At 65.6% G+C, this 21,863-nt stretch carries 20 protein-coding genes and 1 pseudogene; 4 read left to right on the forward strand and 17 right to left on the reverse strand.

Annotation, left to right across the window (positions count from 1 at the left end; all coding sequences use genetic code 11):
* Positions 1 to 42 precede the first annotated feature (42 nt).
* Positions 43 to 918, forward strand: a complete 876-nt coding sequence (locus BGI51_RS20310; RefSeq protein WP_133860866.1) for a LysR family transcriptional regulator — start codon at positions 43 to 45, stop codon at positions 916 to 918.
* Between the two features lie 437 nt (positions 919 to 1,355).
* Here BGI51_RS20310 and BGI51_RS20315 read toward each other — a convergent pair whose 3' ends face one another.
* The 12 genes from BGI51_RS20315 to edd form a co-directional block, all read right to left on the reverse strand.
* Positions 1,356 to 1,529, reverse strand: coding sequence for a DUF1289 domain-containing protein (locus BGI51_RS20315; RefSeq protein ID WP_082900493.1), 174 nt, complete (start codon positions 1,527 to 1,529; stop codon positions 1,356 to 1,358).
* Between the two features lie 92 nt (positions 1,530 to 1,621).
* Positions 1,622 to 3,022, reverse strand: coding sequence for a carbohydrate porin (locus BGI51_RS20320; protein WP_187979525.1), 1,401 nt, complete (start codon positions 3,020 to 3,022; stop codon positions 1,622 to 1,624).
* A 62-nt stretch (positions 3,023 to 3,084) separates the two neighbouring features.
* Positions 3,085 to 4,296, reverse strand: a complete 1,212-nt coding sequence (locus BGI51_RS20325) for an AGE family epimerase/isomerase (protein ID WP_187979526.1) — start codon at positions 4,294 to 4,296, stop codon at positions 3,085 to 3,087.
* 40 nt (positions 4,297 to 4,336) lie between these two features.
* Entirely contained in the window at positions 4,337 to 5,242 is a 906-nt protein-coding gene (locus BGI51_RS20330) for a carbohydrate kinase family protein (RefSeq protein WP_187979527.1), read from the reverse strand.
* A 128-nt stretch (positions 5,243 to 5,370) separates the two neighbouring features.
* The gene (locus BGI51_RS20335; RefSeq protein ID WP_187979528.1) at positions 5,371 to 6,471 is read right to left on the reverse strand and encodes an ABC transporter ATP-binding protein; all 1,101 of its coding nucleotides are present in this window, start codon (positions 6,469 to 6,471) and stop codon (positions 5,371 to 5,373) included.
* Between the two features lie 11 nt (positions 6,472 to 6,482).
* Positions 6,483 to 7,313, reverse strand: a complete 831-nt coding sequence (locus BGI51_RS20340; RefSeq protein ID WP_007158674.1) for a carbohydrate ABC transporter permease — start codon at positions 7,311 to 7,313, stop codon at positions 6,483 to 6,485.
* Positions 7,306 to 8,223, reverse strand: a complete 918-nt coding sequence (locus BGI51_RS20345; protein WP_074582831.1) for a carbohydrate ABC transporter permease — start codon at positions 8,221 to 8,223, stop codon at positions 7,306 to 7,308. Before BGI51_RS20345 ends, BGI51_RS20340 begins: the two co-directional genes overlap by 8 nt.
* Positions 8,224 to 8,355: 132 nt before the next feature.
* Complete coding sequence (locus BGI51_RS20350) at positions 8,356 to 9,618, reverse strand: ABC transporter substrate-binding protein (RefSeq protein WP_187979529.1); 1,263 nt, start codon at positions 9,616 to 9,618, stop codon at positions 8,356 to 8,358.
* A 210-nt stretch (positions 9,619 to 9,828) separates the two neighbouring features.
* Positions 9,829 to 11,277 (reverse strand): ATP-binding protein, encoded by a 1,449-nt coding sequence (locus tag BGI51_RS20355; protein ID WP_187979530.1) that lies wholly within the window; start codon positions 11,275 to 11,277, stop codon positions 9,829 to 9,831.
* Positions 11,267 to 12,007 (reverse strand): response regulator, encoded by a 741-nt coding sequence (locus tag BGI51_RS20360; protein ID WP_007158678.1) that lies wholly within the window; start codon positions 12,005 to 12,007, stop codon positions 11,267 to 11,269. The genes BGI51_RS20355 and BGI51_RS20360 overlap by 11 nt, the downstream gene beginning before the upstream one ends.
* Before the next feature lie 102 nt (positions 12,008 to 12,109).
* Positions 12,110 to 13,087: a glucokinase gene (locus tag BGI51_RS20365; protein WP_133860875.1), complete on the reverse strand. Its 978-nt coding sequence runs from the start codon at positions 13,085 to 13,087 to the stop codon at positions 12,110 to 12,112.
* Positions 13,084 to 14,913, reverse strand: coding sequence for a phosphogluconate dehydratase (gene edd, locus BGI51_RS20370; RefSeq protein WP_187979531.1), 1,830 nt, complete (start codon positions 14,911 to 14,913; stop codon positions 13,084 to 13,086). The genes BGI51_RS20365 and edd overlap by 4 nt, the downstream gene beginning before the upstream one ends.
* Before the next feature lie 136 nt (positions 14,914 to 15,049).
* On the opposite strand from edd, the gene gap reads away from it, so the two are divergent.
* The gene (gene gap, locus BGI51_RS20375) at positions 15,050 to 16,054 is read left to right on the forward strand and encodes a type I glyceraldehyde-3-phosphate dehydrogenase (RefSeq protein ID WP_017641313.1); all 1,005 of its coding nucleotides are present in this window, start codon (positions 15,050 to 15,052) and stop codon (positions 16,052 to 16,054) included.
* A gap of 779 nt (positions 16,055 to 16,833) precedes the next feature.
* Here gap and scpB read toward each other — a convergent pair.
* Positions 16,834 to 17,576, reverse strand: a pseudogene (gene scpB / locus BGI51_RS20380) (SMC-Scp complex subunit ScpB).
* Between the two features lie 137 nt (positions 17,577 to 17,713).
* On the opposite strand from scpB, the gene BGI51_RS20385 reads away from it, so the two are divergent.
* A complete protein-coding gene (locus BGI51_RS20385; RefSeq protein WP_187979532.1) occupies positions 17,714 to 18,700 on the forward strand; it encodes a GlxA family transcriptional regulator in 987 nt (328 codons plus the stop codon).
* Positions 18,701 to 18,725: 25 nt separating this feature from the next.
* A complete protein-coding gene (locus BGI51_RS20390; RefSeq protein ID WP_437128221.1) occupies positions 18,726 to 18,911 on the forward strand; it encodes a DUF1272 domain-containing protein in 186 nt (61 codons plus the stop codon).
* A gap of 436 nt (positions 18,912 to 19,347) precedes the next feature.
* On the opposite strand, the gene BGI51_RS20395 is transcribed toward BGI51_RS20390, so the two are convergent.
* The 4 genes from BGI51_RS20395 to BGI51_RS20410 are packed head-to-tail and all read right to left on the reverse strand — an operon-like array spanning position 19,348 to position 21,861.
* Positions 19,348 to 20,259 carry a bestrophin family protein gene (locus BGI51_RS20395; protein ID WP_133860880.1) on the reverse strand — a complete coding sequence of 304 codons (912 nt, stop codon included), beginning with the start codon at positions 20,257 to 20,259 and terminating at the stop codon, positions 19,348 to 19,350.
* Positions 20,256 to 20,738: a GNAT family N-acetyltransferase gene (locus BGI51_RS20400; protein ID WP_133860881.1), complete on the reverse strand. Its 483-nt coding sequence runs from the start codon at positions 20,736 to 20,738 to the stop codon at positions 20,256 to 20,258. Before BGI51_RS20400 ends, BGI51_RS20395 begins: the two co-directional genes overlap by 4 nt.
* A 50-nt stretch (positions 20,739 to 20,788) precedes the next feature.
* Positions 20,789 to 21,313, reverse strand: a complete 525-nt coding sequence (locus tag BGI51_RS20405; protein WP_133860882.1) for a chromate transporter — start codon at positions 21,311 to 21,313, stop codon at positions 20,789 to 20,791.
* On the reverse strand, positions 21,310 to 21,861 hold the full coding sequence (locus BGI51_RS20410; RefSeq protein ID WP_133860883.1) for a chromate transporter: 552 nt from the start codon (positions 21,859 to 21,861) through the stop codon (positions 21,310 to 21,312). Before BGI51_RS20410 ends, BGI51_RS20405 begins: the two co-directional genes overlap by 4 nt.
* Positions 21,862 to 21,863 lie beyond the last annotated feature (2 nt).

A 21,863-nucleotide genomic window follows, 5' to 3' on the forward strand; every position in this document is an offset into this window, starting at 1 on the left:
CATCTTTTTCATGAAGCGCATAACCAATAGGAATTCGACGTCTTGGACCTTGCCAATCTGAACGCCTTTGTCGCGGTGGCCGAAACCGGCGGTTTCTCCGACGCTGGCGAGCGCCTGCACCTGACCCAGCCGGCGGTGAGCAAGCGCATCGCGGCCCTGGAGCTGCAGCTGGGGCTGCGACTGTTCGATCGCATCGGCCGCGAGGTCAGCCTGACCGAGGCCGGACGCGCCCTGCTCCCCCGCGCCTATCAGATTCTAGACGTGATCGATGACACCCGGCGGGCGCTGACCAATCTCAATGGTGCCATTGGTGGCCGGCTGACGCTGGCGACCAGTCACCACATCGGCCTGCACCGGTTGCCGCCGATCCTCAGGCGCTTCACCCGGGACTATCCCGACGTCGCCCTGGATATCCGCTTTCTCGATTCGGAAGCCGCCTACGACGAAATCCTGCATGGGCGGGTGGAGCTGGCGATCATCACCCTGGCGCCTCAGACCGCGGCGCCGATCAAGGCGGTGCCGGTATGGAGCGATCCCCTGGACTTCGTGGCAGCGCCCGAACATCCGCTGGCGAACCAGGCGGAGGTCACCCTGGCCGATGTGGCGCGGCATCCGGCGGTGTTTCCCGGCGGCAATACCTTTACCCGGCTGATCGTGCATGGATTGTTCGATGCCCAGGGGCTGATACCCAATATCGCCATGAGCACCAACTACCTGGAGACCATCAAGATGCTGGTGTCCATCGGCCTGGCCTGGAGCGTGCTGCCGCGGACCCTGCTGGACGATCAGGTACGCCGGCTGCCGCTGCCGGGGATTCAGTTGGAGCGGCGCCTGGGGTACATCCTGCATACTGAGCGCACCCATTCGAATGCGGCGCAGGCGTTCATGGGATTGCTGGATGAGGTGGAGCGGGCATAGTGAGCCGCGTTTGATGGCCCGGTTAACCGTAGCGTGGAAAACGGCGCAGCCTTTTCCACCCGGGTGTTCGTTGGCGAAAAGCGCCCTCACCCCAACCCTCTCCCGCAGGGAGAGGGGGCTGGCCGAGCGGGCGCTCGACTCCATCAGGCGCAGGTTGGGCTGAGGAGGCTTTATCCTCGAGGTCCAACAGTGGGGGGGTTGGCTTGGCCTTTTGGGCTTCGCTGCGCTCAACCCAACCTAAGATGCTGGCTCCAGCGCCCTCACCCCAACCCTCTCCCACAGGGAGAGGGGGCTGGCCGAGCGGGCGCTCGACTCCATCAGGCGTAGGTTGGGCTGAGGCGGCTTTATCCGCGAGGTCCAACAGTGGGGGGGGGGTTGGCTTGGCCTTGTTGGGCTTCGCTTCGCTCAACCCAACCTAGGGTGCCGACAGGAACGTATCAGCCCTTCTTGAGCTTTTTCAGGCGCTTCTTCGACTTGTCGATGACTTCCTTGCGCTCGCGGTCCTTCAACTCCTTCCAGCCCTTGATCTCTGAGCGTTTGCGGCCACATCCCTGGCAGACGTCGTCTTTGATCTTGCACTGGCTGATGCAGGGACTTTCGACCTTACCCACGGCAACCTCGGAAATGAAAAAGGCCCTGCAGTATAACCACCGCAGGGCCCTGTCCAGCGCCATCCGGCAGGATGGCGGGCTATGGGGGCGATTTAGAAAACCGCTTGAACCTTCAGGCCGCCCACCACGGCATTGTCGACTTCACGCACGCCACCCGGACTCTTGATGTACTGGAGGTTGGGGCGCACGGTCAGCCAGTTGGTCACGTGCACGCCGTAGTAGATCTCGGCGTCGTACTCGTTGTGCTGCAGGGGCGTGTAGGCCGGATCATCGTAGTCGGTGGCACCGGCGGCCTGGTTGAGGGCGCGCTGGTTGTCGCGGAAGTCGCTGTTGGTGCTGATGCGCGCGACGCCGAAGCCGATGTCATCCTTGGGACGACCGTCGAAGGGGCCCTTGTACACCAGACCGGCCTGGACGTAGTTGCTGACCTTGTTGACGTCCTTGGCATGGGCGGTGAAGTTGGCGAACACCGACAGGCCGCGGCTCGGATCATCGTTGTGCGCGGTGATCTGCTGACGCGCCACGACCCAGTAGCCGTGCTTGCTGGAGTGCTCCTTGTAATCCAGCCCGGTAAGGGCCGCGGAGTTGCCGTTGACGTCTTCGTAGACGTCGTTGGCATCGGCGGTGCTGTAGTAGTAGCCGACGCGGTATTCGCCCGGCAGGCCGTTGACCTTGGGCGACCAGACCATTTCCACCGGCAGGACCGCACCCTTGGTGCCGCTGCCGTTGAGCTTGAAGCCGTTGCCGGTCTCCAGCAGCGACGGATTCTGCTCGTAGGCACCGACCTGGACGAACAGCTCGGGGGTCAGGCTGTACTTGACGCGCAGGGCCCACTGGCTGACCGGCCAGTTGTACCAGACGCCTTCCCAGTTGCCGACCTGGGAACCGCAGAACGCCAGGTTCTGGAAGTCGCACTCGAAGGAGTTGAAGTCCTCGCCTTCGCCGAAGCGACCGGCCTTGATGTCCAGACGGCCATCGAAGAAGCCCTTGGACAGCCACAGCTGGGTCAGACGCCAGGTCTGGCCACGGCCATAGACTTCCTGCACCGAGGAGTAGCCGCCCACGCGCGGATCGGTGATGCGGTCATCGGTCAGATTGCGGCCGTCACGGGAGGTGATGGCCAGCTTGAACACCGAGTTCTCCCAACCGGCGATCTTGTTCATGTCGCCCCAGAGACCAAACATGTACTGGGAGCTCCAGCGCCCGGTGCGGTCGTCGTCGTAGCCGCCACCCAGGTTGGTCGCGCCCTCGCCGACGTATTCGAGCTTGATGTCCCAGCCCTTGTCGCGCAGGTCCTTGCGCACGCCACCCCAGTCACCGGTCATGGTGTTGCCCAGCGGCTCGAAGGCGGCCTCGGTGTTGTTGACGCCACTGAAGTTGCCACCCGGATTGGCCTGGGGCGCCGCCTGGGCACCCGCGGCGACCGCCAGGGCCAGCAGCGACACCAGGGGCAGTGCGCGCCCCGGACGATTCTTGTGGTTTTGCTTGTTCATTACTGAGATCCCTTTTTATTGAAGTGATGACACCCAGGGCCCGAAACCCGCGTCTCTAATACTTACGGCAGGACGTTGAGGACTTCGTAACAGGCACCCATGGTGTGGTAGTCGACCTTGCCGGCCGGACTCTTGTCGTCGGAGTACTTGTGGTTCCGACGGTCGAGCAGGCGCCACCACGCACCGTGCTCGTGATCGATGAAATGCGTCCAGCTGTAGCGCCAGAGCGCCTCATAGTGTTCCCAGTAGCGGGCCTCGCCACTGCACTCCGCGAGCAACGCGGCGGCGGCCAGGGCCTCGGCCTGCACCCAGAAGTACTTGTCCGGATCGCAGGGCGAGCCATCCGGGGCGAACCCGTAATAGAGACCGCCGTGCTCGCCATCCCAGCTCAGGCGCCAGGAGACATCGAACAGCGCCTGGGCCCGCGGCAGCAACCAGGGCTGGGGGCGATGGCGTTCGAGGATCAGCAGCAGCTTGGCCCATTCGATCTGGTGCCCCGGCTGGAAACCCCAGGGCCGGAACAGGTTGGCCGGATCGTCGCGGTTGTAGTCCCAGTCGATGGACCAGTCGCTGTGGTAGTGCTCCCAGACCAGGCCACCGGGGACCTCATCGGCCACCCCGCCCTGCCCCTGGGTCAGCGCCGCCTGACGCTGGGTCATGTTGCGCGCCAGGGTCTCGGCGCGATCCAGGTAGCGCACCTCGCCGCTGGCTTCGAAGGCGGCCAGCAGGGCTTCGCAGGCGTGCATGTTGGCGTTCTGGCCGCGATAGGGCGCCACGGTCTGCCAGTCGGCGCTGATCTCGTCCACATAGAGGCCATCGGCTTCACGCCAGAAGTGGGTCTCCAGGGATTCCCAGGCTTCGCTCAGCCAGTTGCGCGCTTCCTCGATCCCCGCCTGCAGGCCGTGGGCGTAGGCCAGCACCACGAAGGCCAGGCCATAGCAGTGATTGGTGCCATCCACCACCTTGTCGCCGTCGAGCAGCCAGGCATAGCCGCCGTTGGCCTGGCGATGCCGCTCGCGCAGGTATCTCAGGCCATGGCGGGTCGCTTCCAGAAAGGCCGGATCGCCATAGTGCCGGTAGGCCATGGCGAAATCGAAGACGAAGCGGGCGCTGGAGACCAGGTGGCGGGTCTGGCGATCGTAGACCGTGCCGTCGTCCTTGAAGAAGTGATAGAAGCCGCCCTGCGGATCGACACAGCGGGGATGGTAGAACGCCAGGGTGTGGCGGACGTGCTCCAGCAGGGTGTCGCGACGACGAAAATCGGGGAAGTCCATCGGGTTTCCTTGGCGGCTATTGTTGTTGTGGAAAAACGGTCTAGTGAGGGCTCACCTGCAGCAGGGCTTCGACATCGGCACGGGTCGGCGCATAGGCGCCGGCATGGCGGCAGGACACCGAGGCACTGGCCGCGGCGAATCTCAGGCGCTGCTGCAGGTCAGTCAGGCCCAGCAGGCCGGAGGCCAGCCAGCCGGCCATGCAGGCATCCCCGGCACCCACGGTGTCGGCCACGTCCACGGCGATGGCGGCCTGTTGCCACTCGCCTTCCGGCGTATAGAGCACCAGGCCGTGCTCGCCGCGGGTGAATAGGATGCGCGCATGGGGATTGAGGGCGCGCAATTCGTCCAGCGCGGCGCGCTCGTCCAGGCCCGGATAGATCTGGCGGATGTCTTCGTCGGATAGCTTGATGTCGTCGGCCAGGCGCACCAGCTCGGGGAAGGTCTGCTGGCGATAGCGATCGTCCATCAGGTTGCGCCAGTTGGGATCGTAGCTCAGGCGCTTGCCGGCAGCCTTGGCCTGGCGGGCCAGGTCCAGCAGGGTATCGGCCAGCGGATAGCGGGCCAGGCTGATGCAGCTGAAATGGCAGACCTCGGCGGCCTCCAGCCAGCCTTCGGGCAGCAGCGCCGGGTCGAACTGGAGATCGGCTTCGCCGGCGAAGAAATAGCGCGGCGGACGGCTCGACGGCACGATGGCCACCAGCGGATCGGCGGCGACGCGCTGCAGGAAGCGGGTATCGAGGCCGGCGGTTTCCGACTGCCAGGCGATCTCGTCACCCAGGCCGTCCTGGCTGATGGCGCCACCGAAGGCGCTTGCCACGCCCAGCCGGGCCAGGCCACGCGCCACGTTCCAGGGGGCACCGCCCGGATAACCCCGCCATTCGCCAGGATTACCCTGGACGATGTCGGTGAGGGCTTCGCCAAAGACCACGACGCGGGGTAGTGCCATTGTTGTTCTCCTGTCTGTCACGGCGGCCGGAGGTGCACTCCTGGCCTCTGGTAGGGCCGCAACCCGACGTCAGGCGCGGCGGCGGGCGGACCTTACCATTGCTGTAACGTTTCAGCCATGAGCTACGTTCAAGAAAGTCGGCGACCGCTCGCAGGATCGAACAGCACCGCCCGTCGCGAATCGATCCGCCAGAGCACCTGGTCGCCGGCCCGCGGCGCTTCGCCCGGAGCGACCCGGCAGCAGACCTTGGTGCCGTTCCATTCGGCATACAGCAGGGTGTCGGGACCGGTCGGCTCGACCACCTGGATCCGCGTCAGGATGCCTGGCACCGCGTTGTCCGCCGGATGCGCCGACTGGATCTGCTCCGGACGCACCCCAAGGATAGCCTCTCGGCCCGCGAGCGCCGGATCCAGATCGGGCAAATCCACCTGGCTGTCGCCGGTATCGCCGGTGACGCGGGCAACCACCCTGCCCTCGCGCGCTTCCAGGCGCACCGGCACGAAGTTCATCGGCGGCGAGCCGATGAAGCTGGCGACGAAGAGATTGGCCGGATCGTTGTAGATCTCCTCGGGAGTACCGAACTGCTGCACCTCGCCATCCTTCATCACCGCGACGCGATCGCCCAGGGTCATGGCTTCGATCTGGTCGTGGGTGACGTAGACGGTGGTGGTCTGCAGGCGCTGGTGCATCAGCTTGATCTCGGTGCGCATCTCCACCCGCAGCTTGGCGTCGAGGTTGGACAACGGCTCGTCGAACAGATAGAGCTTGGGCCGGCGCGCCAGGGCGCGACCCATGGCCACCCGCTGCTGCTGGCCACCGGAGAGCTGCGCCGGCTTGCGCTCGAGCAGGTGCTCGATCTGCAGCAGCTTGCTGACCCGCGCCACCTCGGCGTCGATCTGCTCCCTGGGGGTCTTGCGGATCTTCAGGCCGAAGGCGATGTTCTCGCGCACGGTCATGGTCGGATACAGGGCGTAGGACTGGAACACCATGGCGATGTCCCTGTCCTTGGGCTCGACCTGGGTGACGTCCTCGCCGTCCAGGCAGATGGCGCCGCTGCTGATGTCTTCCAGGCCGGCGATGGCGTTCATCAGGGTGGATTTGCCACAGCCGGAGGGGCCCACCAGGATGAGGAACTGACCCGCGTCGATGCGGATGTCGATGCCCTTGAGGGCTTCCTGGGCGGCGTTGCCGTAGGTCTTGCGTACGCTTTTGAGTTCGAGAGCTGCCATGGTGGCCTTCCTTATCCTTTGACCACGCCCGAGGTCAGGCCCCGGACGAAATACTTGCCAGCGAAGATGTAGACCAGCAGCGTCGGCAGCGCGGCGATCATGGCGGCGGCCATGTCGACGTTGTATTCCTTCGCGCCGGTGCTGGTGTTGACCAGGTTGTTCAGGGCCACGGTGATGGGCTGCGACGAGCCGCTGGCGAACACCACGCCGAACAGGAAGTCGTTCCATACCTGGGTGAACTGCCAGATCAGGCTGACCATCACGATCGGCGTGGACAGCGGCAGCAGGATCTTGAAGAAGATGGTGAAGAAGCCCGCCCCGTCCAGCCGCGCCGCCTTGATCAGGGCATCGGGGATGCCCACGTAGTAGTTGCGGAAGAACAGCGTGGTGAAGGCCAGGCCGTAGATCACGTGCACCAGCACTAGGCCGGCGGTGGTGTTGGCCAGGCCCAGCTGGCCGAGGGTGAAGGACATCGGCAGCAGGATCACCTGGAAGGGAATGAAGCAGCCGAACAGCAGCAGGCTGAACAGCAGATTCGAACCGCGGAACTGCCACTTCGACAGGGCGTAGCCGTTGAGCGCGCCGATGAAGGTGGAGATGAGCACCGCCGGGACGGTGATCATGAAGGAGTTCCAGAAGTAGCTGTGCACCACGTCCCAGGCCTTGAGCCAGCCGATGATCGTCCAGTCCAGGGGCAGGCTCAGCAGGTTGCCGGTGCGAACGTCGTCCGGGGTCTTGAAGCTGGTCAGCAGCATCACCAGCAGCGGCACAAGATAGACCGCGCAGGCGATGATCAGGGTGGCGTGGATGGCCACGCGATTGACGTTCAGAGCCTTAGCCATTTCGCTTGCTCCGCAATTCCGAGTAGAGGTAGGGCACCAGCACCGCCAGCACCGCGCCAAGCATCAGCACCGCACTGGCCGAACCCAGGCCCATCTGGCCGCGGGTGAAGGTGTGCTGGTACATGAACACCGCCGGCAGGTCCGAGGCGTAGCCGGGACCGCCCGCGGTCATGGCCATGACCAGGTCGAAGCTCTTGATGGCGATGTGGGCGAGGATCATCACCGCGCTGAAGAACACCGGCCGCAGGCTGGGCAGGACGATGCGCAGATAGATGGTCGGCAGCCCTGCCCCGTCGACCTGGGCGGCTCTCAGGATGGAGGAATCCACGCCCCGCAGACCGGCCAGGAACATGGCCATGACGAAGCCCGAGGCCTGCCAGAGGGCGGCGATCAGCAGGCAGTAGATGACCCGGTCGGGATCCACCAGCCAGTCGAAGCGAAAGCCTTCCCAGCCCCAGTCGCGCAGCAGCTTGTCCAGCCCCATGCCGGGGTTGAGCAGCCATTTCCAGGCGGTGCCGGTGACGATCATCGACAGCGCCATGGGATAGAGGTAGATGGTGCGGATGAAGCCTTCGCGACGGATGCGCTGGTCCAGCAGGATGGCGAAGAAGACGCCGATGGCCAGGCTCAGCAGGATGAACAGGCCACCGAAGATCGCCAGGTTCTTGCAGGCCACCAGCCAGCGATCGTTCTCCAGCAGCCGCGCGTACTGGGCGAAGCCGGCGAAATTGTAGCTGGGCAGGAAGCGCGAGTTGGTAAAGGAGATCACCGCCGTCCACAGCATGTAGCCATAGAGGCAGACGACCATGGCGATGGCCGTGGGCGCCAGCACCAGCTTGGGCAGCAGGCGCTGCAGCCGGTCCGGGCGTCGACTGACGGTCGCGACGGGAAGGGTTTCGGTAAGAGCCATGGGGCGCTCCCAAGGGGTGGTATTATTTGGGCTTTGGGTGCCTGATGGATCGCGGCCATGGGCCGCTCCTACAGGTCGATTTTTAGCTGTAGGAGCGGCCGCAGCGGCGGACCGCCATGGCCGCGATTGACCTTACTTGGCGGCCTGGATGGCAGCGACCAGTTGCTCGGTGGCCTTCTTCGGATCGGCGTTGGCGTCGTTGAAGAAGTTGGTCACCACGTCGAAGATCGCACCCTGCACATAGCTGGTATTGGCCATGCTGTGCGCCATGCTCGGCTCGGCCTTGCCATCGGCATTGGCCGCCTGGAAGTCCCTGGCGGACTGCTGGGCGCAGCTGTCGAACTTGGCCAGGTCGATGTCGTTGCGCACCGGGATGGAGCCCTTGTTGAGGTTGAACACCTCCTGGAAGGGCTTGTCGATGACGGTGCGCACCAGGTCGTCCTGGGCCTTCTGGTTGTCCTTGTTCTTGATCTTGAACATGGCCAGGGAGTCGATGTTGTAGATGAAGTCGCCCTGGGTGCCCGGCATCACCACGCACTCGTAGTCGACGCCCGGCTTCTTGCCGGCCGCGGTGAATTCGGCCTTGGCCCAGTCACCCATGATCTGCATGCCGGCCTTGCCCTCGATAACCATGGCGGTGGCCAGGTTCCAGTCGCGACCGGCGGCATTGGGATCGACATAGCCCTTGACGCGCTTGAAGGTCTTGAACACCTCGACCATCTTGTCGCTGCGAATGGTGTCGGCATCGGTCTGCACGAAGACCTTGTCGTAGCCTTCCGAACCCATGATGGCCATGACCAGGGATTCGAAGATGGTGCCGTCCTGCCAGTTCTGACCGCCATGGGCCAGGGGTACGACGCCGGCGGCCTTGAGCTTGTCGGCGGCCTCGAAGAATTCGTCCAGGGTGGTGGGGACCTTGGCGCCGGCCTTCTTGAAGACGGCGGGGTTGATCCACAGCCAGTTGATGCGGTGGATGCCGGCCGGCACCGCGACGTATTCGCCATCGTGCTGCATGGTCTGGGCCACGCGCTTGGGCAGGATGGTGTCCCAGTTGCCCTGCTTGGCGATGTCACTGATGTCCGCCAGGAAGCCCATGCTGGCCCATTCCTGGATGTCGGGGCCCTTGAGCTGGGCGGCGGACGGCGGATTGCCGGACACGGCGCGGGTCTTGAGCACGGTCATGGCGGCCTCGCCGGCGCCACCGGCCACGGCGAAGTCCTTCCAGGTATCGCCCTGCTTCTGCATCAGCTGCTTGAGGACATCGACGGCGCGAGCCTCGCCACCGGAGGTCCACCAGTGCAGCACCTCGACCTCACCGGCATGGGCGGTCAGGGGGGCGGCGAGCGCGGCGCAGGAAAGGGAAACGGCGAGAGCGAGACGATTCAACGCATTCATGAGGGGGTCGTTCCTTGTTGTTTTTTTATTGGAGCTGGGCGGAGTCTAGTCAGACGCCTGCGGCCGTGGGTAACGAAGGGAAGGAGTTTTGTCACGGACTGGTGACATAGCGCTGGCGTCAGAGCGGGTGGGGAAACGGAGCGAATGCCTGCCTGGCGGGTGCGCGCGTCTGCCTGGCGGAGGCGCAGCGGTTCCAGCAGCGGCCCCGGCCTAGCCGCGTGGCAAGGTCAGGGTGACCCGCAGACCGCCTTCGCGGCGATTGCGCAGCTCCACTTCGCCACCATGGGCGTGAGCCAGATTGCGGGCGATGCCCAGGCCCAGGCCATAGCCATGGCGGTCGGTGGCCAGGCGGACATGGGGCTGGAACACCTGCTCCAGTTCCTGCTCCGGCACCCCCGGCCCTTCGTCGTCGACATGCAGGACGAAGGCATGACCGTCGTCTTCCACCTGCAGGTGGGCGCGATAGCCATACTTGAGGGCGTTGTCCAGCAGATTGCCGATACAGCGCTTGAGCGCCAGCGGCTTGCCCAGCAGGGTGCCCCGGGCTTCCCCGGTGAGGCGCACCCGCGGCGGTTGCTCCTGGGTAAAGGGCTCCACCAGCTGTTCCAGCAGCGCCTGCAGGTCGACCGGTTCCAGGTTCTCGTGGATGTCGGTGTCCTTGACGCACTGCAGGGCGCCCTTGACCAGCAGATCCAGCTCGTCCAGATCGCGCACCAGCTTGGCCTGCATCAGCTCGTCATCCACCAGTTCGGCGCGCAGACGCAGCCGGGTGATGGGCGTGCGCAGGTCGTGGGATATGGCGCTGAACAGCTGGGCGCGCTCGTCCAGGTAGCGGGCGATGCGTTCGCGCATGGCGTTGAAGGCCCGGGTGACCTCGCGGATCTCCTGGGCGCCCTCCTCGCGCACCGGCGGCGTATGGACTTCCAGCGACAGCTCCCGCGCGGCACGCGACAGCCGCTTGAGCGGGCGACTCTGCCAGCGGATCAGCAGACCGATGAACAGCAGCAGGAAGGCGCTGCTGAAGACCATGAACAGCAGTTGCTGCAACGGCAGCCAGGACTCGTCCAGGCTGTAGTAGGGCGCCGGCATCAGGGTAGCGAGATAGACCCACTCCCCTTCGCCGATGCGGATCTGGGTCACCAGTACCGGCGGCTCCAGCGGCTCCAGACTCAGGGCATAGTGCGCCCAGGAGCGCGGCAGTTCGTCGAGGGCCACGGCGCCGTTGAACAGCCGCAGCTGCTGGGGGCCGATGAATTCCACGTACATGGGCATGGCCGCGCCCAGGCGCTCGCGCAGCACCGCCTCGACGCCCTGGAGCACCGCCCGGCGGCCGGGGGTGTCCGGCAGCGCCTGCATGGTCAGCGGCTTTTCGTTGAGCGAGACGAAGAAGCGCGTGCCGCCCATGTTGCGCAACTGCTCCAGCACCAGTGGCCGATAGGCCGGCGGCAGCAGGCTGAAATAGCGCACGCTGGCGGCGATGGAATAGCCCAGGCTGCGGGCGGCGGTCTGCAAGCCCTGGTTGCGGTCGCTGCGCAGGGAAGCCGACCAGAACAGCGCCGAGGCGCCCTGGGCCAGCAGTACCGCCAGCAAGGTCAGCAGCAGCATCCGCGCCAGCAGGGAGCGCGGCACCAGCCGCGCGAGGGGACCGCTACACCGCATCGGCGACCAGTCCGCTGACCTCGGCGGCGAGCAGGTAGCCGGAACCGCGCACGGTGCGGATCAGTCGCGGCGACTTGCCGGTGTCTCTCAGCCGCTGACGCAGGCGGCTGACCGCCATGTCGACGATGCGCTCCAGGGGCAGCACCTCGCGCCCGCGGGTGGCATTGGCGATGGTGTCGCGATCGAGGATCTGCTGGGGATGGTCGAGAAACAGCTTGAGCAGGGTGAAATCGGCGCCGGAGAGGATGACCTCCTCGCCATCGCGATGGAACAGTCGGTGACTGACCGGATCCAGCCGCCAGTCGTCGAAGGTCAGCAGACCGGTGGCCGCCGGGCGTGTCTCGCCGAAGCCGGCACGGCGCAGCAGCGCCTTGATGCGGGCCAGCAATTCGCGCGGACTGAAGGGTTTGCCCAGGTAGTCGTCGGCGCCCAGTTCCAGGCCGATGACCCGATCCGCTTCGTCGGAACTGGCGGTGAGCATGATGATGGGGACCTGGCGGCAACTGGACTGCTCGCGCATCCAGCGGCAGAGGGCGAAGCCGTCTTCGCCGGGGAGCATGACATCGAGGATCAGCAGATCGGGGACGAAGTCGCCCAGCGCCCGGCGCAATTCGCGGCCATCGCCGACAGCGCGCACCAGATAGCCGGCACGGGTGAGGTAGGCGTCGAGCAGCTCACGGATTTCCCCGTCGTCGTCGACGACCAGGAGGGATTTGCCCAGGGTGGACATGGCGATGTTCGCTCTTGTTGTTCTGGCCCGAGGCCAGCTACCGGTAGTGCCGGCAGCATACCGGGGCCGGGCGACCTTGAGTAGTCGCCCGGCCCCAGCGGATCAGACCTGGCGCGCTTCGGCGATGGTCTGGTCCAGGGCGACGCCGGCACCGAACAGCCCCGGGTACTCGGCGGTCACCAGCCAGGCCGGGATGTCCTTGAGGTAGGCGCTGCTGGTCTTGCCCTTGTCGGCGAAGGCATGGGCGAAGGCCCCGCTCTGGAAACGCTCGACGAAGCGCGGCAGGATGCCGCCGGCGATGTAGACGCCACCCAGCGCGCCCAGGGTGAGGGCCGCGTTGCCGGCGACCCGCGCCAGCCAGATGAAAAACTGCTCCAGCACGGCGTCGGCATAGGGGTCACCCTTGAGCGCCAGCTCGCAGATGTCCGCTGCGCTGTGCAGGGCGGCGGTGCGACCGTCCAGTTCGCAACTCGCGTGATAGAGGTTGACCAGGCCGCTGCCGGACACCACGCGCTCGGCGGAGACGTGGTTGCCGAACTGGCGCTTGAGGATCTTCCAGATATCGAATTCGCGCTGGGTGTTGATCGGCAGGTCGACGTGACCACCCTCGCTCGGCAGCACGATCCAGCGATCCTTGCCACTGGGTACCAGGCTGGCGAGACCCAGGCCGGTGCCCGGCCCGATCACCAGGCGCGGACGAGTCGGCAAGGCGATGCCGTCGCGCACCTGGACGGAGTCCGCCGGGTCCAGGCGGGCGATGGCCCAGGCCATGGACGTGAAGTCGTTGATCAGCAGCAGATGGGTCAGCCCCAGCTCGCGACAGAATTGCTCGCGCTTGATCACCCAGTGATTGTTGGTGAAGCGGAAGTCACCCTCGCCCACCGGGCCCGCACAGGCGAGGCACACGGCGGTGATGTCATCCAGCGCCACGCCGCTCTGCGCCAGGTACTTGCGCACGGCATCTTCCGGACAGGCGTAATCCGCACAGGCGAAGACCTCGATGGCCTCCAGGCGACCGTCGCGCCACAGGGCGAAGCGGGCATTGGTGCCCCCGATGTCGCCAACCAAAGCCAAACTCATTTCAGCGCCTCCAGACTGGAAGTGAATGCACTGGCACCCGATTCAGCGGTGCTCATGGCGCCGCGCATGAAGGCGAACAACTCACGACCACAGCCTACCCCGGTGCCCTGGGGCGCTTCGACCGCCTCGCGGGCCATCCATTCGTCCGCCGGGACCAGAATCTTCAGATCTCCGGTACGCCCATCGACGCGGATGAGATCGCCGTCACAGACCTTGGCCAGAGGACCGCCGTCGATGGCTTCCGGACAGAGGTGGATCGCCGCCGGGACCTTGCCCGAGGCACCGGACATGCGGCCGTCGGTGACCAGCGCAACCTTGAAACCGCGATCCTGCAACACGCCGAGGTACGGCGTGAGCTTGTGCAGCTCGGGCATGCCCAGGGCCTTGGGTCCCTGGAAACGTACCACCGCGACGAAATCGCGCTCCAGCTCGCTGGCCTTGAAGGCGGCCGCCAGTTCGCTCTGGTCATGGAAGACCCGCGCCGGGGCTTCCACCACCTGATGGTTGGGCGCCACGGCCGACACCTTCATCACGCCACGCCCGAGATTGCCCTGCATGACGCGCAGGCCGCCCTCCTCGTTGAACGGCCGGCTGGCCGGACGCAGGATGTCTTCGTCCAGGCTTTCGGCCCTGCCGGTGCGCCATTCCAGCTTGCCGTCCACCAGGAAGGGTTCCTGCAGGTAGCGCGACAGGCCACGGCCCATGATGGTGTTGACGTCTTCATGCAGCAGCCCGGCTTCGAGCAGGGTGTGCACCATGAAATTGACGCCACCGGCGGCGTGGAAGTGGTTCACGTCGGCCTTGCCGTTGGGATAGACCTGGGCCAGGGTTGGGGTGACCGCCGAGATCTCGGCCATGTCGTCCCAAGTCAGCTGGATACCGGCGGCCTGGGCGATGGCCGGGATGTGCAGGGTGTGGTTGGTCGAGCCACCGGTGGCGCTCAGGGCTACCACCGAGTTGACTATGGACTTCTCGTCGACGATCTCGCCCAGCGGCATGAAGTTGCCGCCCTGGTGGGTGATGCGGGTCACCTGGCGCGCCGCCTCGCGGGTGAGTTCGTCACGCAGCGGGGTGTAGGGATTGACGAAGGAGGAGCCCGGCAGGTGCAGGCCCATGACCTCCATCACCACCTGATTGGTGTTGGCGGTGCCATAGAAGGTGCAGGTGCCAGGGCTGTGGTAAGACTTCATCTCCGATTCCAGCAACTCCTCGCGGGTCGCCTTGCCCTCGGCGAAGGCCTGGCGCACGCGCGCCTTCTCCTTGTTGGAGATGCCCGATGGCATGGGGCCGCCCGGGACGAAGATCATCGGCAGATGGCCGAAGCGCAGCGCGCCGATCATCAGGCCGGGGATGATCTTGTCGCAGATGCCCAGCAGCAGCGCAGCGTCGAACATGTTGTGCGACAGGGCCACGGCGGTGGACATGGCGATGACTTCACGACTCGCCAGGCTGAGCTCCATGCCGGCCTCGCCCTGGGTCACGCCGTCGCACATGGCCGGCACGCCACCGGCGAACTGACCGACGGAGCCGATCTCGCGCAGGGCCTGTTTGATCAGCTCCGGATAGTGCTCATAGGGCTGGTGAGCCGACAACATGTCGTTGTAGCTGGAAACGATGGCGACGTTGGCCTGGTCCATCAAACGGAGGCGCTGCTTATCCGTCGAGGATCCACACCCGGCGACGCCATGGGCGAAATTGGCGCATTGCAGCTTGCCGCGCTGCGGACCGTCGCTGGCGGCGGCCCGGATCATGGCGAGGTAACGCTCACGGGTCGGACGACTGCGTTCCACCAACCGCTGTGTGACTTCGAGGACGCGAGGATGCATGGTTTCGATTCTCCACCGGGCTAAATTTGTTGTTATTTCAAACATTCACAGCCAAATTGGCGCTATTATTCCGCTTAGCACGCGTCATGTGTAATGTTTTTTACAACAAAACCCAGCTATCGCGAGGTTTCTCTCAATGAGTATTCGTATTGCCATCAATGGTTTTGGACGCATCGGCCGCAACGTGCTGCGGGCGCTGTACACCGAGGGCTATCGCCAGGACCTGGAGGTCGTCGCGATCAACGACCTGGGCGACGCCGCCATCAATGCGCATCTCCTACAGTATGACAGCGTTCATGACCGCTTCCCTGCCGAGGTGTCCGTCGAGGGCGACAAGCTGGTGGTCAATGGCGACCGCATCGCCGTGACGGCCATCCGCAACCCGGCCGAGCTGCCGTGGAAGGATCTGAAGGTCGACGTGGTGTTCGAATGCACCGGCCTCTTCACCAGCCGCGACAAGGCCGCCGCCCACCTGGAAGCCGGCGCCTCCAAGGTGATCATCTCGGCACCGGGCAAGGACGTGGACGCCACCATCGTCTATGGCGTCAATGACAACATCCTGCGCCAGTCGCACCAGATCATCTCCAACGCCTCCTGCACCACCAACTGCCTGGCGCCGGTCGCCCAGGTGCTGCAGCGCGAACTGGGTATCGAGAACGGTCTGATGACCACCATCCATGCCTACACCAACGACCAGAACCTGTCGGACGTCTACCACTCCGACCCCTTCCGGGCGCGTTCGGCCACCCAGTCGATGATTCCGACCAAGACCGGTGCCGCCGAGGCCGTGGGCCTGGTTCTGCCGGAGCTGCAAGGCAAGTTTAGCGGCATGGCGGTGCGGGTGCCGACCATCAACGTGTCGCTGGTCGATTTGACCATCCTGACCGCCAAGGAAACCGACGCCAAGACCATCAACGCCTTCATGAAGGCGGCGGCCGAAGCCTCGCCGGTCCTGGGCTACAACGACAAGCCGCTGGTCTCCATCGACTTCAACCATAACCGCCTGTCGTCGATCTTCGACGCCAACCACACCAAGGTGAGCGGCAAGCTGGTGAAGATCATGGCGTGGTACGACAACGAGTGGGGCTTCTCCAACCGCATGCTCGATACCTGCAAGGCGCTGGTCAACGCGCCGGCCTGAGGTCTGTAAGACCCGATGGAAAAAAGCGCCTTCGGGCGCTTTTTTCATTTTCAGTTGCGGCAAGGTTGGTCCACCGATGCGGCGGCTCTTACGGAGAGTTCCGAAGATAGGAGAAATTGTCTTTATCGCGGATATGGGCCGCTCCTACAAAAGGTCCAGCTGCTGCAGGAGCGGTCGCTACGGCGCACTGCCATGGCCGCGATGCGCATCTGATAACTGGAAAACCGTAGCGTGGAAAACGGCGCAGCCTTTTCCGCTCGGGCATGCCCCGTAAGCCCAGCCCTCACCCCAGCCCTCTCCCACAGGCAGAGAGGGTTATTCGAGCGAGGGGTGATCTTCCGCAGTCAGGGGAGCAGCGTAGCGTGGAAAACGGCGCAGCCTTTTCCGCTTGGGCATGCCCCGTAAGCCCGGCCCTCACCCCAGCCCTCTCCCACAGGGAGAGGGGGTTGATCGAGCGAGGGTGATCTTCCGCAGTCTGGGGAGCACCGTAGCGTGGAAAACGGCGCAGCCTTTTCCGCTTGGGCATGCCCCGTAAGCCCGGCCCTCACCCCAGCCCTCTCCCACAGGGAGAGGGGGTTGATCGAGCGAGGGTCGTCTTCCGCAGTCAGGGGAGCACCGTAGCGTGGAAAACGGCGCAGCCTTTTCCGCTTGGCATTCATCGTGAAGCCTGCCCTCTCCCTGAGGGAGAGGGAGCTGTTCGAGCGAGGGGGTCCTTCCGCGGAAAGGGGCGGTTCAGCGGGTAGGTTGGGTTGAGCAGCGCGAAGCCCGACAGGCCTGACTCAACCCTCGTCTTCCTCGTCCGCCGCCTGGCGCAGGTCATCGAAATCGGTCTTGAGGCCGGTCTCCATGGCGTCCAGCTCGGTGAGCAGGGTACGGAAACTGGTGCGCTCGGGGATCACCAGGGTGTCCTCCTCGTCCTTCGGCTCCCCTCCCCCAGCGCCGCCAGGCTCAGCTCGGGATCTTCCAGCACCGAGGCCGGTTCGGGTTCCAGCTGGCGCACCTCGGCCAGGGGCGGCAGCTGGTCGAGGCTGCGCAGGTCGAAGTAGTCGAGAAAGGTCTTGGTGGTGGCGAACATCGCCGGGCGGCCGGGAACGTCGCGATAGCCGACCACGCGGATCCAGTCGCGCTCCAGCAGCGTCTTGACGATCTGGCTGTTGACCGCCACCCCGCGCACCTCCTCGATCTCGCCACGGGTAATGGGCTGCCGATAGGCGATCAGCGCCAGGGTCTCCAGCATGGCGCGGGAATAGCGCGGCGGGCGCTCTTCCCAGAGGCGTCCGACCCAGGGCGCGTACTTTTCGCGCACCTGCAGGCGATAGCCGGAGGCCACTTCCTTGAGTTCGAAGCCGCGCTTGCGGCAGGACCCGCCGAGCACGGCGAGACCCGCGCGCAGGTGCGCGGGCTCGGGGCGTTCGTACTCTTCGAAGAGTTCGGCCAGGCGCTCCAGGGTCAGGGGTCGGCCGGCGGCGAGCAGGATGGCTTCCAGCAAGGGCGCCAGTTGCTTGGGATCGGTGTAGTTCATGGGCGGCGATGATACGGCCGGGCGCGGGTCACGCCAAATCCAACCTGCCACCGGATGGCGAGATCCGTGGGGTCTTTGACCTTGTCGCCTACATGGACGCCGAGGCATGCTCGCCAAATCGCTACGGAGAGCCATCCATGCCGCTGATCGCTGCGCTGCTCTACCCTGACGTCATGAGCCTGGACGTCACCGGCCCGCTGCAGGTCTTCGCCTCGGCCAATCTGGAACGGGAACGCCAGGGACTGCCTGCCTATTACCAGCTGCGCCTGCTGGGCGCCGCCGAGGGGCTGGTCAGGACTTCGGCCGGTATCGGTATCCAGGCCGAACAGAGCTGGTACGACCTCGACGTGGGCGAGGTGGATACCCTGTTGATTCCCGGCGGCATAGGCATCGAGACGCTACGCCAGGATGCCGGCTTGCAGGCCTGGCTGCGCGATCTGGAACCCCGGGTGCGACGGGTCGGCTCGGTGTGTTCCGGCGCCCTGCTGCTGGCCAGCGCCGGGCTGCTGAACGGTCGCCGCGCCACCACCCACTGGGCCTATGTCGACGAACTCGCTACCTTTGCGGCCATCGAGGTTCAGGGCGATCGCCTGCATACCTACGACCCCCTGGGGCACGATGGCGATCCCCATGTCTTTACCTCGGCCGGCGTCACCGCCGGCATCGATCTGGCCCTGGCGCTGGTGGAAGCCGATCTCGGACGTCCGCTGGCGCTGGCGGTGGCGCGCCGACTGGTGATGTTCCTGCGCCGTCCCGGCGGCCAGGCGCAATTCAGCGCCTGTCTGGCGCCCGATCCGGGACGGACGCCACGACTGGCCGCCCTGCTCGACTGGATTCCCGGTCACCTGGGGGAAGACCTGGGGCTGGAGCGCCTGGCCGAGCGTGCCCATATGGCACCGCGCACCCTGTCGCGCCTGTTCAGCCGCGAGGTCGGCATGGGCCCGGGCCGCTATGTCGAGCAGGTCCGCCTGGAGACGGCGCGGGTGCTCTTGCAGGATGGCCAGGCTTCCATCGGTACGGTCTCGCGCCTGTGCGGCTTCGGCCATCCGGAAAATCTCCGGCGCACCTTTCACAAACACCTGGCGGTCAGCCCCCAGGACTATGCGGCGCGCTTTGGCGCCTGATCAGGGAGAGACAGCCATGCTGGACATGCGGACCTCGTGTGAACACTGCGCCAAGGCCTTGCCGATGGGCAGCGAAGAGGCGGTGATCTGCTCCTATGAATGCACCTTTTGCACGGAATGCGCCGCCGGGCCGCTGCAGGAGCGCTGTCCGAATTGTCGCGGGGAGCTGGTGAGGCGTCCTCGGCGAGTACCCAAGGACGCGGACGACTGAATCGCCAGCGGGCATATCGACAGGCGTAGCGTGGAAAACGGCGCAGCCTTTTCCACTGGGTGTTCGCAGCGAGGCGCGCCCTCACCCCAGCCCTCTCCCAGGGGGAGAGGAGGCGAATCGTGCTGGCGTTCGTCTCTGGCGGAACCGGCGAGCTCCTGATCAATCATCAGGCTACCATCCTGGGTGTACCGTCATGCCCAGTGTCCGCAGCGAGGCGTGCCCTCACCCCAACCCTCTCCCAGGGGGAGAGGGGGCGATCTGCGCAGGCGTTCGTCTCTGGCAGACCCGGCAAGCCCCTGCTCAATGATCAGGCTACCATCCTGGGCGTACCGTCATGCCCAGCGTCCGCTTTGAGGCATGCCCTCACCCCAGCCCTCTCCCAGGGGGAGAGGGGGCTATTCGTGCAGGCGTTCGGCGCCAGAGCCGCGGTCCACCCTTATCTCAGCAACCCCGCCTCCGCGCGGATCGGCTCCGGCGTAGGCTCGCCCAGCAGATCCAGCACGGCGATCTCCAGACCGCGGCTGAGGGCGTCCAGCGGCAGGTGGTTGGGCTGGGTGCCGAAAGGGTCGGCGATCTGGTCGCCCAGGGCGTCCAGGCCGAAGAAGGTGTAGGCCAGCACCAGCACCGCCAGCGGCGTGAACCAACCCAGGCTGTCCACCAGGCAGAACGGCAGCAGAAAGCAATAGACGTGCACCACCCGGTGCAGCATCAGGATGTAGGGATAGGGAATGGGCGTCTGGCGAATGCGTTCGCAGCCGCTGAGCACCGCGGTCAGCCGGTCCAGCTGGTTGTCGACATTGGCGATCAGTGGATCACCAAGCCCTTCCTGTCGTGCCCGGGCAACCAGCATGGTGCCCAGCCGGCGGATCAGCGCACTGGGTCGGTGAGGGGCGGCGAGCAGGCTCTCCTCCCCCGCCAGCACCCGTTGCAGATCGGCAGACGGCGCTTCGCGGCGCAGGTGGTCACGCAGGGCATAACCGAAGGCCAGCAGCGGGGTCAGCAACTGGCGGCGCTCGGCCGCGTTCAGCCCGGGTAGCAGGGTCTCGACCTGGCGCGCCAGGTTGCGCCCGGCGATCAGCAGCTCGCCCCACAGACCGCGTGCCTCCCAGAAGCGCTGGTAGGCCGTGGTGTTGCGAAAACCGAGGAAGATCGCCAGGGTCAGGCCCCAGAGGGTCAGGGGCGTGGTGGTGAGGCCGAAGTCGAAGCGCAGGATGAAACCATGGCTCAGGGTCACCGCCAGGCTCAGCAACATCACATAGAGCAGCTTGGGCCAGATCGCCTGGACGATGGAGCCGCGCACCGTGAACAGCAGTTCGCGCAGCGAGGGATTCTGGGGACGGGTGATCACTGGCAAGGCCGTGGCAGTCTGAGATGAATCAGCGCCACCCGCTCATCGGCAACCGAACGTCGCTCTTCGATGGCATAGGGGGTGAAGCCCAAGGTTTGGTAGAGCAGTAGCCCCGCCACGTTTGCGTTGAAACAGGAAAGAACCACTTCACGAGCGCCGTGCGTCTCGAACGCGCGCTCTATCATCATCTTCAGCAGGTAACGTCCGACCCCCTGCCCCCGGTAGGCGGGATCAACGACGGCATTGCCAATCGCATACACCTCATCCGCCCACCTGCAGAAGTTGGAAAATCCCACCACTCGCCCACCCGCCACCACGATGCGGCTGTCGCGACGCTCCGCGATGGCGGCCTGCAACTGAACCGGGGTGAGCGGGAAGTGGGCACGGGGAAACCAGAACATCAGCTCCGTGGGGTTTTTGGAAAATTCGCATAGGGCGGGCAGGTCACTGTCCTGGACCGGCCGATGGCTTAGCTGCAAGGTTATGTCCTCGGGTCGATGGCTAGACGATCTTGCCCAGCTTTTTTGGCTTAGCTACCAAACACTATCCCGACCAGTGCTCCGCCGGCCAGCAGCCACAGCGGGTGCCAGCGGGTGAACAGCGAGCCCAGGGCGCCCGCCGCCAGGATCAGCACCCACAGCGGCGCGGTGGCCACGCTGCTGCCCACCAGCCAGGCGCTGGCCGCCACCAGGCCGACGGTGACCGGCACCAGCCCGGCCTGCAGATGACGGCGCCAGGGCCGGTCGGCGAAGCGCTGCCAGAGGTGCAGCACGCCCAGGGTCAGCAGCGAGGACGGCACGAACTTGGCCAGGGAGGTCACCAGCAGCCCCGGCCAGCCGGCCACGTGCCAGCCGATCAGCGGCACGATCATCAGATTGGGACCGGGCGCGGCCTGGGCCAGGGCGAACAGCGCGGCGAAGTCGGCGGCGCTCATCCAGCCATGCACCGTCACCACCTGGCGCTGCATCTCCGGCAACACCGAGTTGCCACCGCCGAAGGCCAGCAGCGACAGCTGGGTAAAGATCAGCGCCAGCGCCAGCAGCGTCGTACTCATAGGCCCTGCCGATAGCTGAGCAGCACGCTGATGGGGGTGAGCACCAGCATGGTCCAGAGCAGTGGCAGCTTGAGCAGCGCCAGGGCGAGAAAGGCCAGGCAGGCGATGCCCAACGCCAGCCAGCGCCCGCGCAGGGGCTGGACGAGCTTGACCGCCATGGCCACCAGCAGCCCGGCCGCCGCTGCGGCGAGCCCGGCGAAGGCGCGACCCACCAGGGGATCGTCGTGGTAGCGGTCGTAGAGCACGCCCAGGCCGACCACCACCAGGGTCGGGCCCACCAGCAGCCCGGCGGCAGCGGCCAGAGCGCCGCTCCAGCCGGCGAATCTCATGCCCACCGCCACCGAGAGATTGATGATGTTGCCGCCCGGCAGGAACTGGCAGAGGCCGAGCAATTCGGTGAACTCCTCCGCCGACAGCCAGCGCCGCTTCTCCACCAGGTAGCGCCGCGCCAGCGGCAGCACCCCGCCGAAGGCCGTGATGCCCAGGCCGAAGAAGCCGAGAAAGAGATCGCGGCGCCGTGGCCGGTTCGAGGTGGAGTCATTATCCATGG

This window comes from Pseudomonas oryzihabitans (assembly GCF_014522265.1).
GTDB classification, from domain to species: domain Bacteria; phylum Pseudomonadota; class Gammaproteobacteria; order Pseudomonadales; family Pseudomonadaceae; genus Chryseomonas; species Chryseomonas aestiva.

Coding starts and splice junctions, on each gene's coding strand:
- BGI51_RS20320 (WP_187979525.1), bottom strand. CDS start 3,022: ATGAACAAGCAAAACCACAAGAATCGTCCGGGGCGCGCACTGCCCCTG.
- BGI51_RS20325 (WP_187979526.1), bottom strand. CDS start 4,296: ATGGACTTCCCCGATTTTCGTCGTCGCGACACCCTGCTGGAGCACGTC.
- BGI51_RS20330 (WP_187979527.1), bottom strand. CDS start 5,242: ATGGCACTACCCCGCGTCGTGGTCTTTGGCGAAGCCCTCACCGACATC.
- BGI51_RS20335 (WP_187979528.1), bottom strand. CDS start 6,471: ATGGCAGCTCTCGAACTCAAAAGCGTACGCAAGACCTACGGCAACGCC.
- BGI51_RS20340 (WP_007158674.1), bottom strand. CDS start 7,313: ATGGCTAAGGCTCTGAACGTCAATCGCGTGGCCATCCACGCCACCCTG.
- BGI51_RS20345 (WP_074582831.1), bottom strand. CDS start 8,223: ATGGCTCTTACCGAAACCCTTCCCGTCGCGACCGTCAGTCGACGCCCG.
- BGI51_RS20350 (WP_187979529.1), bottom strand. CDS start 9,618: ATGAATGCGTTGAATCGTCTCGCTCTCGCCGTTTCCCTTTCCTGCGCC.
- BGI51_RS20355 (WP_187979530.1), bottom strand. CDS start 11,277: ATGCGGTGTAGCGGTCCCCTCGCGCGGCTGGTGCCGCGCTCCCTGCTG.
- BGI51_RS20360 (WP_007158678.1), bottom strand. CDS start 12,007: ATGTCCACCCTGGGCAAATCCCTCCTGGTCGTCGACGACGACGGGGAA.
- BGI51_RS20365 (WP_133860875.1), bottom strand. CDS start 13,087: ATGAGTTTGGCTTTGGTTGGCGACATCGGGGGCACCAATGCCCGCTTC.
- edd (WP_187979531.1), bottom strand. CDS start 14,913: ATGCATCCTCGCGTCCTCGAAGTCACACAGCGGTTGGTGGAACGCAGT.
- gap (WP_017641313.1), top strand. CDS start 15,050: ATGAGTATTCGTATTGCCATCAATGGTTTTGGACGCATCGGCCGCAAC.
- BGI51_RS20385 (WP_187979532.1), top strand. CDS start 17,714: ATGCCGCTGATCGCTGCGCTGCTCTACCCTGACGTCATGAGCCTGGAC.
- BGI51_RS20390 (WP_437128221.1), top strand. CDS start 18,726: ATGCGGACCTCGTGTGAACACTGCGCCAAGGCCTTGCCGATGGGCAGC.
- BGI51_RS20405 (WP_133860882.1), bottom strand. CDS start 21,313: ATGAGTACGACGCTGCTGGCGCTGGCGCTGATCTTTACCCAGCTGTCG.
- BGI51_RS20410 (WP_133860883.1), bottom strand. CDS start 21,861: ATGGATAATGACTCCACCTCGAACCGGCCACGGCGCCGCGATCTCTTT.